The organism is Rhizobium sp. ZK1, from assembly GCF_047782645.1.
In the GTDB taxonomy this organism is placed as follows: Bacteria; Pseudomonadota; Alphaproteobacteria; order Rhizobiales; family Rhizobiaceae; genus Rhizobium.
Map to the genome: position 1 here is coordinate 3,131,506 of NZ_CP180586.1, position 13,858 is coordinate 3,145,363.

A 13,858-nucleotide genomic window follows, 5' to 3' on the forward strand; every position below is an offset into this window, starting at 1 on the left:
CTCCCGTTTATAGTCTGCCTTCATAGAGTTAGGGGGGAAGCAGAATTTTCTCCCTCCGGTTGATTTCGAGGCGCTGGCTTGCACCTGTCATCTTCCCGGCAGCCAAGCATGACTAGAATTCGGACTTGGGACGAAGGCTCATGCTTTCGTTCCAGCAGGTATGAACAGCTTATCTCAAGCATAGGTTCAGGCGGCTGCATTCGGCCGCCCGCAAGGGGGACCGGAATGGCTTATTCACTTCGACAGACACTAGCGCTCGGCTGCTTCGCGGCCCTCCTGCCGCTTACCGTTGAGGCGCAACAGGCGTCTGCTCCCCCACCCGTCACCGTTGCCAAGCCCGTGGTGCGCGATGTGGTCGACAATGATGAGTTCATCGGCCGCTTCGAGCCTGTCGATGAGGTATCCGTCCGCTCGCGGGTCGGGGGTTACCTGCAGGAGATCGACTTCACCGACGGCGCTCTGGTGAAACAGGGCGACCGCCTCTTCGTCATCGATCAGCGCCCGTTTGTCACCGCGCTCAATCAGGCGAATGCCGCGCTCGAGGCGTCGAAATCGGCTCTGGTCTTTGCCGATGCGCAATATAAGCGCGCCCAGTCGCTGGCTTCGAGCGGCAGCCAGTCGGCGCAGACGCTGGACGATCGCCGCCGCGAATTCGATTCAGCCCAGGCCAATGTCCGCGGCGCTCAGGCTGCAGCCGATCGCGCAGCTCTCGACATGGAATATACGGAGATCACTGCGCCGCTCAGCGGCCGCATCGACCGGCGCCTGATCTCTGCCGGCAATCTCGTGCAGACAGATCAGACCGTGCTCACGACGATCGTCTCACTCGATCCGATCGATTTCTATTTCGATGTCGACGAGCGCCGCCTGCTCAATTTCGCTGACACTGCACGCAAGCTCGGCAAGGACCTCCAGCAGGGCGGCGGCGGACTGGATGTGACAGTCACGATCTCTGATCCCAATGCCAAGCCATTCAAGGGAAAACTCGATTTCGCCGAGAACCGGATCGACAATGAGAGCGGCACCATTCGTCTGCGTGCCCGCTTCCCCAACCCCGATCTCGTCCTTCAGCCCGGCCTCTTCGGCCGCATTCAGGTCGAAGCCTCGAATACCTATCAGGCCGTTCTTGTCCCGGACGAGGCGATCGGTTCCGACCAGAACGAGCGTGTCGTTTACGTCGTCGGCGCCGACGGCACGGTTTCGACCAAGCCCGTGAGGCCCGGCCCGCGGCTCTATGGCTACCGCGTCATTCGCGAGGGACTCGACGGCACCGAGACGATTATCGTCAATGGCCTGATACGCGCTCGGCCCGGCGCAAAGGTCACGCCTCAGATGACCGAATTGCCGAAGGAGCGGACGGACGCGCCGCCGGAAACCGCCGGTGCGGAGAGCGGCCAATGAGATTTGCCCATTTCTTCGTGGACCGGCCGATCTTTGCGGCCGTCATCTCCATTGTTCTTCTCGTCGTCGGCAGTATTGCTTACACGCAATTGCCGGTCTCCCAATATCCGGAGATCGCACCGCCGACCATCGTCGTTCGCACCTCCTATCCAGGCGCCGACCCGCAGACGATCGCCGATACGGTTTCGACCCCGCTCGAACAGCAGATCAACGGCGTCGAAGACATGCTCTACATGTCTTCTTACTCCAGCGCCGACGGCGCCATGTCGCTGACGATCACCTTCAAGCTCGGCACCGATCTCGACAAGGTGCAGGTTCTTGTGCAGAACCGCGTTTCCATCGCCCTGCCCCGTCTTCCCGAGGAAGTCCAACGGCTTGGCGTGACCACCGACAAGAGCTCGCCTGACCTGATGATGGTGGTGCATCTGCTGTCGCCGTCGCATCGTTATGACCAGCTCTACGTCTCGAACTATGCGCGCAACCGCATACGCGACGTTCTCGTGCGCCTTGATGGCGTCGGTGACGTGCAACTCTTCGGTGAACGCCAGTATTCGATGCGAATTTGGCTGGACCCGGAGAAGCTCTCCGCCTACGGGATGACTTCAGATGACGTCGTCGCCGCATTAAGAGACCAGAACGTCCAGGTATCGGGAGGCAAGATCGGCGCTCCGCCGGTGACCGGCAAGAATGCGTTCGAATATACGGTACGAACGGACGGGCGTTTCTCGGATGTACGCCAGTTCCGGTACGTCATTGTGAAATCGACGGCCACCGGCCGGCTCGTGTCGCTGCAGGATGTCGCCCGTATCGAACTTGGCGCACAGGATTACGTCACCAACAGCTATCTCAATAATGACCCTGCCGTTGCTCTCGGCATCTTTGCCCGGCCAGGAACCAACGCACTGGATACCGCCCATCAGATCCAGGCCATCATGAAGGACCTGTCTCAGAATTTCCCGCAGGGGCTGGAATATCGCATCGTCTATGACACGACCGAATTCATCTCGGATTCGATCTACGAGGTCTATAGGACCATCGCTGAAGCGGCGATCCTCGTGGCGATCGTCGTCCTCGTTTTCCTGCAATCCTGGCGAACCGCCCTCATTCCGATCATCGCCATCCCCGTATCGCTGATTGGCACTTTCGCAGTCCTGCTCGCCTTTGGCTTCTCGCTCAACATGCTCACCCTGTTCGGCCTCGTACTGGCGATTGGTATCGTTGTAGACGATGCGATCGTGGTGGTGGAAAATGTCGAGCGAAACCTGGCGCGCGGCATGACTCCGAAACAGGCGGCGCACGTCACGATGGACGAAGTCGGAACCGCCGTCGTCGCCATCTCGCTGGTGCTGATCGCAGTCTTCGTGCCGACGGCCTTCATTCCGGGGATTTCCGGTCAGTTCTACAAACAGTTTGCGGTGACGATATCAGTCACCACGGCAATTTCCGCATTGAATTCACTGACCCTTTCGCCTGCGCTCGCAGGCATCTTGCTCAAAACCCATAATCATGAAAGCAAGCGCAGGAATATCTTCTCCCAGTTGGGGAGCGGTCTTGCAAATGGCTTCAACCGCGGCTTCGATCGAATGAGCTTGGGCTATTCCTGGATCGTCCGGCATCTGGTCAGCAGCTGGGTCGGATTGACCGCTTCGCTCGTCGTCTTCGCCTGCCTGCTAGGCGCGACTTGGTATATGGGACAGAAGGTTCCCTCGGGCTTCATCCCGACTATGGACCAGGGTTATGCGATCGTCGTCATCCAGCTTCCGGACGGCGCCTCGCTGGCACGTACCGACGCCGTCGTCAAACAGGTGGGTGACATCGCCCGCACGGTGCCAGGCGTCGGTAATGCCGTGCAGTTTGCCGGTTTCAGCGGGGCGACCTTTACCAATGCCTCGAATGCCGGCGTCGTCTTCGTCCCGTTCAAATCCTTTGCCGACCGTGAAGAAGGCGGCGAGACCGCCAACAAGATCATCGGCGAGCTCTACGGCAAGCTTCAGAGCATCCAGGAAGCCTTCATCATTGCCATCCCGCCGCCATCCGTGCGTGGCGTCGGCAATTCGGGCGGCTTCAAGATGCAGATTTTGGATCTTGAGAGCTCTGACATGACGCGTGTCCTGGGTCTCGCTCGCCAGATGATGGGCGCCGCTGCAACGACCCCGGGACTGACCGGCGTCTTTACGACATTCTCGGATGCAAGCCCGCAATATTTCCTTGCAATCGACCGCGACAAGGCACGTTTCCTGAACGTGCCGATCCCCAATATCTTCAACGCATTGTCCATCAACCTTGGTGTCGCCTATGTGAACGATTTCAATGCGTTCGGGCGCGTCTACCAGGTTCGCGCCCAGGCTGACCGGCAATATCGCATGGATAGGGACGACATTCTCGCGCTGAAGGTTCGATCGGCAACCGGCGCGCTGGTTCCGCTTGGCACCCTGATGGATATCCAGGATTCCAGCGGTCCGGCACTTGTCCAGCGCTACAACATGTATGTCTCGGTGCCGCTTCAGGGCAATCCGACGCCCGGCACATCGACCGGCGACGCCATCAAGAAGATGGAAGCGCTGGCGGGGCAGATCCTGCCGCCCGGAACGAGCTTCGAGTGGACTGAGCTTGCCTATCAGGAAACCCACACCGGCAATACCGCGATCTATATCTTCGCCCTATCGGTGATCTTCGTCTTTCTTGCGCTTGCGGCACAATATGAAAGCTGGGTCCTGCCTCTGGCAATCATCCTCATCGTTCCGCTCGCAGTGCTCGCCGCATTGATCGGCGTGTGGCTCAGGGGGATGGACAACAACGTCCTGACACAGATCGGCCTGATCGTGCTGATTGGTCTTGCTGCCAAGAACGCCATCCTGATCGTCGAGTTTGCAAGACAGGCGGAAGAGGAAGGGAAAAGCGTCGTGGATGCCGCAATCGAAGCAAGCCATCTTCGCCTGCGCCCGATCCTGATGACGGCCTTCGCCTTCATTTTCGGCGTCCTGCCGCTTGCCATCGCCACCGGCCCCGGTGCTGAAATGCGTCAGTCGCTCGGCACGGCCGTCTTCTCCGGCATGCTGGGTGTAACGTTCTTCGGCCTGTTCCTGACGCCGGTCTTCTACGTCGCGCTGCGCCGCTGGCGCAAAAAGCCGGCGAAGGTACCGGCTGCTCATGCAGATGCCGAGGAAAACGCAGCCTAGTACTACAGTTGCGGTTTACCGGAAATCATGATTCACTTCCCGCATTTGGCGGGAGGGAAGTTCAATGTCGGTTGCGGGTTGGTCCGGGTCGGTTCTGGCGTGGCATCGTGAGCTCGATGCCTTGAAGGTGCGGTTGGGCTCGGTCTTTGGTCGCCGAGAATTGCGCGCATCGTGCGGTGCCTTTCTGGATGGGTTGTTGTCGGGAGTAGAGCGCAAGACTGGCTGGCTGATGGCGGAACAGGCAGGACTGGAGCGCCCTTATCGGATGCAATCGCTGCTGGGGCGCAGCCATTGGGATGCTGACGCATTGCGCGATACGGTTCGCGCTTATGCAATAGAGTCTCTCGGTGACGCGGACGGCGTTCTTGTGGTCGATGAGACCGGCTTCCTGAAGAAAGGCGCCCATTCAGTCGGTGTCGCACGACAATATTCCGGCACGGCCGGCCGGATCGAGAACTGTCAGATCGGTGTTTTCCTTGCCTATGCAAGCCGCTACGGTCAGACCCTGATCGATCGGCAACTTTATCTACCGAAGGAGTGGGCCGAGGATGAAGCCCGCCGTGCTTCGGCTCATGTCCCCCAGTCCCAAGCCTTCGCGACCAAACCGGCCATTGCAGCCAAGCTCATTGCCGATGCGCTGGATGCCGGCGTGCCTTGTGCCTGGGTATTGGCGGATGCGCTTTATGGTTCGGATTCCAAGCTGCGCCGGATGCTGGAAAGCCGTGGCCAGCCTTATGTTCTGGCAGTGCGCTCCAATCATTGCCTGCGCTTTGTGCGTGAGCAAGGGATCGAGCAGACCGATCCCGAAACGATGGCTGATGAGTTGAAACCGGAGGTTTGGCAGAGCCATGCAGCAGGCGAAGGTGCCAAGGGTCTTCGGCTTTATGATTGGGCCCGTATTCCTCTCAGCTCTCGCCCGGATCCACAATGGGAGCGCTGGCTTCTGATCCGGCGCAGCCGACGCGAACCCGATGCGCGCGCCTATTACTTTGTCTTTGCGCCCGCCGGTACCGAATTGAGCGAATTGGCGGGCGCTGCCGGGCTGCGTTGGACCGTGGAAGAATGCTTCCAGCGTGCGAAGGACGATCTCGGCCTGGATCATTGCGAAGCGCGATCCTGGCATGCTTGGAAGCGGCACATGACGCTCGTCATGGCAGCCGCTGCATTCCTCGCCAAACTCGGCGCCGATCTACGCCGCACCGCTGCTGGCAAACCGAACGAAACGAGTCCAAACCCGCCAATCGCCGCCTGACCAACACCATGGCCTTCGTGCCCAGCGTCGCAGAGATCCGCTATCTGATCAAACGCCTCCTGCTACAGCCCCCGATTAGAGTTCGCCTCATCTTGGCATGGTCACTCTGGCGACGCAGGCATCAAGCATCCGCAATGCTTTCTCACTACAAAGCAAGGCATCAAACGCAACTGTAGTACTAGAGCAACTCCAGCAGCAAAGGTGCTTAGCGGTCCTGCCTCCGGAATTGCGAGAAAACAAAGGGAGGACATTTCGTGTTTCGAAGAAAAACGGAAATACTCTCAGGCTCAGGTGGAGAAGAGGTGAACCTGCCCCTGCCAGAAACGGGCAACGGAGAGCTTGCCGCTCCTGAAGGCGCGGGTATCGAGGTTCAGCCGCATCGGCTGTACATCCGGCTGGTCGCTGGGTGTATGTCCGTGCACGATGAGTTTCGGCAGCGGCAGTGGGCTTTCCAGGAAGCGCTGGCGGATGAAGGCCAGGTCGTCATCCGCTTGCTCTTCGAGCGGCACGCGCGGATCGATACCGGCATGCACGAAGACGACGTCAGGCGTATCAAGCATGATCGGCATGGCGCGGATAAAGTCGATATGCGTATGCGGCAGCGACTGGCGGATAAAGGCGTCGAGCTGCGCACCGGAGCGGAAGACAAGCGGCAGATGATCGGGATCGAGGCCGTAAGATCGCAGAAGCTCGGCAGCACCCATGGTCATCCAGTCGTCATAGGATGCCCAGCCGTCGATATAGTCGAGCATGACGATCTCATGGTTGCCGGCAAGGCAGATGCGCTCGAAGCCTTCGGGCGCCGGATCCATGAGATGGCTGAGGACATGCGCCGATTGAGGGCCGCGATCGACATAATCGCCGAGCATGACGATGAGCTTGGTGCCCGGCAGATGCTCGGCATCGCGCACGATCGCCTCTTCGGCTTTCTGCAGCAGGTCGAGACGCCCGTGCACGTCGCCAATGGCATAGGTCGGGACTTCGGCTATATCCATGTTCACGCGCGGACGCGGCTGACGTCCAGCCTTCGAACCCTCGCGGTTTCGTGCAAGAGAATCGCTCATCATCATTCCTGATCAGTTGGCCGTCCCTTAACCATAAGTAGAGCATACGGCAAGGCGATCAAGCTGGTAAGAAAATTCGGCCGGCCGGGCTTTTGTGGAAAAACCGGCCTTACCTAAGCCGATGCAATCGCGCACTTTTTTAACACTAGGAAAGAGTGGCAGATGGGCACCGTATCGCAGTTGCACGACAATGTGCGCCCTCCGGCGCACCGCATCGAGACCGAGGAAGAAGCCGTCTCCGCGGCCCGCAAGCTTGCGGCTGCCTTTCGCCGGCAGGCAAACGAGCGCGACATCAACCGCCTCATGCCCAATGCCGAGCTCGACACGCTCTCGCAATCCGGCCTGACGGCAATCACCGTGCCCCCGGAATATCAGGGACTCGATGTTTCGAACGCCCTGCTCGCCGAGATCGTCGCCATCATCGCCGAAAGCGACGCCTCGATCGGCAGCGTGCTGGCATCTCACTTCCGCGTGCTGGAAGGGCTGCGCAACCAGCCTTCGGAAGAGCTGAAGAGCACCCTCTTTGCCCGCGCACTGGACGGCGACCGTTTCGCCGCCACCCGCTTTAGCGATCAGGCAACCCTCGTTGCCGAAGGCTCCGGCTTTCGCCTGACAGGCCGGTCGGAACAGGCACCAGCCATTCTCTTTTCCGACTGGATCGCCGCGGCAGCGATCGATCCCGGCGGCCGCAGGGTAACGCTCCATCTTCAGCGTGACAGCGACGAATTGCAGGCGGTGGACGATTGGGACGCCTTCGGCCTGCGCACCAACGGCACGGCAACGCTGATTGCCGGCAAGCTGCATGTGAATGCCGATACCGTCACCGCCGCCCTATCCGGCGATTACGCCATGGAAAAATCCTTGGGCCTTCTGTTGCAGGCAGCCGTCGGCCTCGGCATAGCCCGTGCCGCCTTTTCCGATCTGCTTGTCATGGCGAAGGACCCCTCTGCCCTCTCTGGCAAAATCGGCGAGCATGCAATCCGTATCGAAACCGCGACCGGGGCACTGGAACAGGCGGGCCGCAAGCTTGATATCGCCCAGGTAAGCCCCGCCGAAGCAGCCATGGCGGAAGCCTGTTTCTCCGCCTCATCCACCTGCCTTGTCGCAACCGAGGTGGCGCTGAACACGGCAAATGCTCTCTTCGAACTGGCCCGAGGTGCGACCGGCAGCATAGCGCTCAACCTCGACCGTCACTGGCGCAACGCCCGTATTCACGACATGGCGATTCACCGCGAGCCACTGCTGAACGCAGCTGGGGCGCATATTCTGAAAATCAGGGAAAACTGAAGCAATTCCAGCAGAAGTGTACAGCGGTTTTGCTGGAATTGCGGAAAACGAAGAGAGCGGATCAGCTCGCGGCAGAAACCGGGAGCTTTTCCTCGACGGTTTCGATACAGCCACCGGCAACGAACTGCTCGAGCGTCATATTGTCGAGAATGGCGGCGATCGCGTCCCGGACTTCGGTCATCGAGCGCCGCACCTGACAGGTCTCGGGATCGGCACAATCGTCGCAGGCCTCATAAGCCGTGCGGCTCGCGCAGCGGATCGGCGCAAGCGGTCCATCCAGCGTGCGGATGACGTGACCGATGCGAATCTCCGACGCGGGCCGCGAGAGCGAATAGCCCCCGCCCGGCCCCTTCTTCGATCGCAGAATGCCGACATTGCGCAATTCCAAGAGGATCGTATCGAGAAACTTCTTCGGGATGTTGTTGCGCGAGGCGATATCGTTGATGAAGGCGGTTTCGCCCGGCGCCAGCCGAGCCAGATCAACCAGTGCCTTCAATCCGTATTTTCCCTTTTTCGTCAACATCTGGGTCGCCCTGCACTTTGCGGCATTATGCTTTTGTAATAGCAGGCAAATAGAGTCAAAACCATGAAGAGACAACAAAATAACCCGTTTTTATAGGTTATTTTAGCGATTTATGTTGCCGCGAAACCGTTCTTCCGAAGTCTTCTGAAGTTTAATGCCGGTCCCCACACCAACAGGCTGATGCGGGACCGGAAATCGCGGGAGCTAGACTGTTTTCAGCATGCCGCCATCGACGAAATAGGTAGAACCGATGCTATAGCTCGACCGGTCGGAGCAGAGGAAGACGAAGAAGTTTGCGAGCTCCTCCGGCGTGCCGAAACGCTTGGATGAGGCATGTTCATCTGCCACGCTCTGCAGGTAACCCTCCCAGTCACCGCCAGTCTCGGCCGTCAGTTGCTTGGCAGTCTTGATCCAGTCGGGTGTCAGGATGAGGCCGGCATTGACGCAATTGACGCGAATCTTGTCCTTCACGAGCTCAGTGGACAGCGTCTTGGAAAACATCATGAGCGCCGCCTTTGTGACATTGTAGATCGGCTCGTACCACAGCGGCTGCACTGCGCAAATCGAGGCATTGTGAAGGATTACCCCGCCGCCGCGCTTCTTCATCTGCGGCGCAATTCCGCGGGCAAGGCGCACCGCGGCCATCACATGCAGATCAAAATACGCCTGCCACTTCTCGTCGGGCGCTTCCATGACCGTCTCGTTGGAGCCGGTGCCGGCATTGTTGATGAGAATATCCGCTCCACCACGGTCGGCTGCCGCCGCGATGATCGCCTCCGTACCTTCGACAGTCGCCACATCGCTTTCGACCGCAATGGCACTGACACCGTATTTTTCAGCGATGCGCACGACTTCGGCATCCAGCCGCTCGCGTCCACGCGCAGACAAAATGAGGTTGGCGCCCTCGGCCGCCAGCCCTTCGGCGATCGCCAGCCCGATGCCGACGGAACCGCCGGTGATGACCGCAGTCTTTCCCTTCAATCCCAGATCCATGAAATCCTCCCGATTGCGGCCGGCAGTTCCGGCCGATCCGTCAACTCTTCCGGCATTGGTTCTGCCCGTCAAGCCGTGACGGAAAATCATCGGCGTCAGAACCCGATCCCTCTTGCCGCAAGCTGCGATCTGTCGCATGCCTGCAGGCGTGGCGGAGGAATTTTCATGCGACTTTATTCAGCTTGCATCGAATGGCTGTTTGCCGAAGAAGGCGATCATTTCGCTGATCGCATCCGCCGTGCCCATGCCGCCGGTCTCGAGGCGATCGAATTCTGGCGCTGGACGGACAAGGATCTCGACGCGATCGAAGCTGCATTGAAGGAAACCGGCCTCAAGGTAACGAGCCTTGTCGCCGAGCCGATGATTGCGCTCACCAACGCCGCCAATCGCGAGACCTGGCTGAAGGGCCTTGCCGATTCCGTTGCCGTCGCAAAACGCCTCGGCGCGCCTGTCCTGATCGCGCAGGCCGGCGACGATCTTGCAGGCTTCATGCGGGATGAACAGCGCAAGGCGCTCACCGAAACGCTGCGGGCCGGCGCCGATATCCTTGATGGCAGTGGCGTGCGCCTCGGCATCGAGCCGCTCAATATCCGCATCGACCATGTCGGCTATTTTCTCGATTCCACCAGCGAGGGGCTGGATATCGTCGATGAAATCGCCCGGCCGGAAATCGGCATCGTCTATGATATCTATCATTCTGCCGTGATGGACGAGCGCTCGGAAGACGTTCTGGCGGGCCGTGTCGACCGCGTCTTCCACGTCCATGTCGCCGACCATCCCGGTCGCAATGAACCCGGTACCGGCACTATCGATCTCGCCGACCGCCTCAACTGGATCTTCACTGCCGGCTACACCGGAGCTGTCGGTCTGGAATACAGGCCGACAGCATCGGATGCCGATGCGCTAAAAGCGGCAATTGCGACCTTGGGCTGACGTTCAGCATTCTGCCGTCCTCCGGCAGCATCGGCCCGATCACGTTACAAGAGCGCTGTGCCGGTCAGTTTCCGATCCCGGCTTTGCTGGATCGGCCGCTGCCACCACCTTGCACGGACCGGCCGAACGGCGCACGACGATGCGTGACGCGATCATTACGCGTCGGGCAGGCATGCCGGGCAAGCGCGGATTTTCGATACGTTCGAGGAGCAGCCGGAGGCCGACGGCCCCACCTTCCTGTCCTTCCATCTTCACTGTCGTCAGCGGCGGAGAAATCTGCGTAGCCGGCGAGAAATCACCGAAACCGACGACCGAAACATCGTCGGGAATACGATAACCCTGCCCCAGCAGCTCGGAAACCACCGTCAGCGCCAGTCCGTCATGAGCGCAGAAGAAGGCCGTCGGATGGATGCCTTTTGCTTTGAGGTCCCGGAAGACTTCGCCGAAGCCGATCTGCTCATCGAACCGCAACACATGCAGCGAAACGTCCTCGTGGCGTTCGGCAATCTCGCGCGCGCCATAAAAGCGTTCACGACGGCCACGGAAGCCAGGCGTGCCGTTGACATAGGCGATCGATCGGTGCCCGAGCTCGATAAGGTATTGCAGGACCGCCTGTCCCGCCTCATGGTCAGTCCCGGTAACCTGATCGGCCTGTTCCAGCGGATCGACCCAACCAAAGCGCACGATGGGAACTCCGGTGGCCGTTGCCGCCATGATCGCTTCCCGATCATGCGGTCCGACGAGCAGCAGACCTGCGCAGGAGCGCCCCAGCTCTTCCAACTGATCGGCACTATGGGTCCAGCGGATGCGCAGGGCCATGCCCAGCCGATGGGCCTCGCGCTGCACACCATTCTGGATCTGCATGTAGAGTTCACTGTTGACCGCATCGAGATCATGGAAGACGACGGCGATATCGTTCGTCTGCGATTGGCCGACAGGACGCGTATAGCCCAGCCGCTCGGCCGTCGCGCGGATCAGCGCGCGCGTCTCCTCACTGACGCCGCTCTTGCCTGCCAGCGAGCGCGAGACCGCATATTTCGAGAGGCCGACCTCCCGCGCGATCGTCTGTAAGGTAACTCGCCCCCTGCTTCCCACTCTACACCTCGATTTCCCGTCCGGCATTCGGAGCGCTTCGCTACACCTTCCCTACCGGAATTGCAAATTCTTGCGCTAACAAAACATAACGCTTTACCTAACAATATCCAAATGTATTCTCTCCGTTATCCCAGCCTGACACCAAAAAATAACGATAAGGGCTGGGAATTTTTGGAGGAGAACCCAATGATCAAGCTGAAACGTCGTGCGTTTCTGGCCGGGACTTCGGCCGTTCTGATCCTGCCGGCCCTGCCGGTTTTTGCCGCCGACCTCAAGGAAGCGGATATTCTGAAGGAGAAGGTTTCAAGCGGCGCGCTGCCGGCCCTGAAGGACCGGCTGCCGGAAAATCCGCTCGTTGTCAAACCGGTTGAAAGCGTCGGCAAATATGGCGGCGACTGGAATATGGCGCTCGTCGGCGGCGGTTCGCTGTCGATGCTCTTCCGCTATCAGGCCTACGAGCCTCTGCTGCGCTACACGCCCGACTGGTCCGGCGTGACGCTCAACGTCGCCGAAGCCTTCGATGGCAATGCGGATTCCACCGAATACACCATCCGCCTGCGCAAGGGCATGAAGTGGTCGGACGGCCAACCCTATACCACCGCGGACGTGAAATTCTGGTACGACACCATTCTGACCGACAAGCGCGTTGCCGTGAACGGCCAAGGTCACTGGAAAACTGCCGGCAAGCCGGCCAAGCTCGAAATCGTCGACGAACAGACGTTTAAAGTTATCTTCGCAAAACCTAACGGTATGTTCCCGCTTCAAGTCGCCTGGTCCAACAGCGACCACACGACCCGCTGCCCCAAACATTACCTCGAGCAGTTCCATATCGACTATAACCCGAAGGCCGACGAGCTTGCCAGGGAACGCGGTTTCGAAACCTGGATCGCCGCCTTCCAGTCCGCCTCCGGCTTCCAGGACGACAATGCCTTCTTCCTGAACTCCTCGAAGAAGCCCTGCCTGCATGCCTGGATGTTCACGACAGCGCCCGGCGAGAATACCGAACGCGCTATTGCCGAACGCAACCCCTTCTACTGGAAGGTGGATACGGAGGGTAACCAGCTCCCCTACATGGACCGCATCGTCTATCAGATGGTCGCCGATCCGCAGGTGCTGCTCCTGAAGGCCATGCAGGGCGAAATCGACCTGATGGACCAGTATATCGCCACGCCGAACAACAAGTCGGTGCTCTACGATGCGCGCGAACAGGGCAAGTATGATTTCTACACGCTGACTTCGACCGAAGCCAATGTGATGAATTTCATCTTCAACCTGAACCACAATGACGAGACCAAGCGCCAGCTCTTCCGCAACAAGGATTTCCGCGCAGCACTCTCCATGGCGCTCGATCGCCAGTCGCTGATCGATGCCGTGCTCGTCGGCCAGGGTGCGCCTGCCCAGCCTTCGATCAAACAGACCGATCCGCTCTACAACGAGCAACTCGCCACACAGTTCACGAGCTACGATGTCGACAAGGCGAATGCCATGCTCGATACGCTGATCCCGAAACGCGACGACCAGAACTTCCGTCTCGACGAGAAGGGCCGCCGCCTGACGGTGATCTTCGAGATCGACCAGGCGCGCGCCGTCTTCCTCGATCTGTTCCAACTCGTCATCCCGATGTTCCAGGCGGTCGGCATCGATGCGCAGATGCGCACTATGGACCGTTCGCTTTGGGAAACCCGCGTCCGCCAGGGCCGCGATTTCGATGCGACGGCCCACCAGTTCGGTGCGAATGGCGGCGTCGCTGCGATGCTCGACCCGCGCTACTACGTGCCGACGGATTCGAATGCCATGTACGCTCCGGCCTGGCAGCTTTGGTATCTCGACCGCAACAATGCCAATGCGGAAGAACCGCCGGAAGAAACGAAGAAGCAGCTCGAACTCTACGACAAGCTGAAATCGACCTCCGACCCGGCGGGTCAGCAGGAGATCATGAAACAGATCCTGCAGGGTGCTGCCGACAACTTCTATGTCTTCGGCATTTCCCTGCCGCCGGATGGCTACGGCATCGTCAAGAACAACATGAAGAACATCACCAAGACCATGCCGAATTCCTTCGGCTGGCCGACACCCGCGCCCACCATGCCGGAGCAGTTCTACAAGGTCTGACGGCCTAAAACAGCTTGAT

At 59.6% G+C, this 13,858-nt stretch carries 10 protein-coding genes; 6 read left to right on the top strand and 4 right to left on the bottom strand.

Features of this window, described 5'->3' with window-relative positions; genetic code table 11:
- The first annotated feature begins 225 nt into the window (after nucleotides 1–225).
- From ACK9YZ_RS16115 to ACK9YZ_RS16125, 3 genes are all read left to right on the top strand, one after another.
- Nucleotides 226–1,401 carry an efflux RND transporter periplasmic adaptor subunit gene (locus tag ACK9YZ_RS16115; protein WP_216755636.1) on the top strand — a complete coding sequence of 392 codons (1,176 nt, stop codon included), beginning with the start codon at nucleotides 226–228 and terminating at the stop codon, nucleotides 1,399–1,401.
- Nucleotides 1,398–4,580 carry an efflux RND transporter permease subunit gene (locus ACK9YZ_RS16120; RefSeq protein WP_216755637.1) on the top strand — a complete coding sequence of 1,061 codons (3,183 nt, stop codon included), beginning with the start codon at nucleotides 1,398–1,400 and terminating at the stop codon, nucleotides 4,578–4,580. The genes ACK9YZ_RS16115 and ACK9YZ_RS16120 overlap by 4 nt, the downstream gene beginning before the upstream one ends.
- Before the next feature lie 64 nt (nucleotides 4,581–4,644).
- A complete protein-coding gene (locus ACK9YZ_RS16125) occupies nucleotides 4,645–5,832 on the top strand; it encodes an IS701 family transposase (protein WP_216755744.1) in 1,188 nt (395 codons plus the stop codon).
- Between the two features lie 287 nt (nucleotides 5,833–6,119).
- Here the strand turns inward: ACK9YZ_RS16125 and ACK9YZ_RS16130 are convergent, their stop codons facing one another.
- On the bottom strand, nucleotides 6,120–6,896 hold the full coding sequence (locus tag ACK9YZ_RS16130; RefSeq protein ID WP_416064481.1) for a metallophosphoesterase: 777 nt from the start codon (nucleotides 6,894–6,896) through the stop codon (nucleotides 6,120–6,122).
- Between the two features lie 162 nt (nucleotides 6,897–7,058).
- Between ACK9YZ_RS16130 and ACK9YZ_RS16135 the strand changes: the two genes are divergently transcribed.
- Nucleotides 7,059–8,183: an acyl-CoA dehydrogenase family protein gene (locus tag ACK9YZ_RS16135; RefSeq protein WP_416064482.1), complete on the top strand. Its 1,125-nt coding sequence runs from the start codon at nucleotides 7,059–7,061 to the stop codon at nucleotides 8,181–8,183.
- A 61-nt stretch (nucleotides 8,184–8,244) separates the two neighbouring features.
- Here the strand turns inward: ACK9YZ_RS16135 and ACK9YZ_RS16140 are convergent, their stop codons facing one another.
- Together ACK9YZ_RS16140 and ACK9YZ_RS16145 are read right to left on the bottom strand one after the other, a co-directional pair.
- A complete protein-coding gene (locus ACK9YZ_RS16140; protein ID WP_416064483.1) occupies nucleotides 8,245–8,706 on the bottom strand; it encodes an RrF2 family transcriptional regulator in 462 nt (153 codons plus the stop codon).
- 204 nt (nucleotides 8,707–8,910) lie between these two features.
- Complete coding sequence (locus tag ACK9YZ_RS16145) at nucleotides 8,911–9,699, bottom strand: SDR family NAD(P)-dependent oxidoreductase (RefSeq protein ID WP_416064484.1); 789 nt, start codon at nucleotides 9,697–9,699, stop codon at nucleotides 8,911–8,913.
- A 165-nt stretch (nucleotides 9,700–9,864) separates the two neighbouring features.
- On the opposite strand from ACK9YZ_RS16145, the gene ACK9YZ_RS16150 reads away from it, so the two are divergent.
- Nucleotides 9,865–10,632, top strand: a complete 768-nt coding sequence (locus ACK9YZ_RS16150) for a TIM barrel protein (RefSeq protein WP_416064485.1) — start codon at nucleotides 9,865–9,867, stop codon at nucleotides 10,630–10,632.
- Between the two features lie 39 nt (nucleotides 10,633–10,671).
- Here the strand turns inward: ACK9YZ_RS16150 and ACK9YZ_RS16155 are convergent, their stop codons facing one another.
- Nucleotides 10,672–11,727, bottom strand: a complete 1,056-nt coding sequence (locus ACK9YZ_RS16155; RefSeq protein ID WP_416064486.1) for a LacI family DNA-binding transcriptional regulator — start codon at nucleotides 11,725–11,727, stop codon at nucleotides 10,672–10,674.
- A gap of 186 nt (nucleotides 11,728–11,913) precedes the next feature.
- On the opposite strand from ACK9YZ_RS16155, the gene ACK9YZ_RS16160 reads away from it, so the two are divergent.
- Nucleotides 11,914–13,839: an ABC transporter substrate-binding protein gene (locus ACK9YZ_RS16160; RefSeq protein ID WP_416064487.1), complete on the top strand. Its 1,926-nt coding sequence runs from the start codon at nucleotides 11,914–11,916 to the stop codon at nucleotides 13,837–13,839.
- Nucleotides 13,840–13,858: the final 19 nt, after the last annotated feature.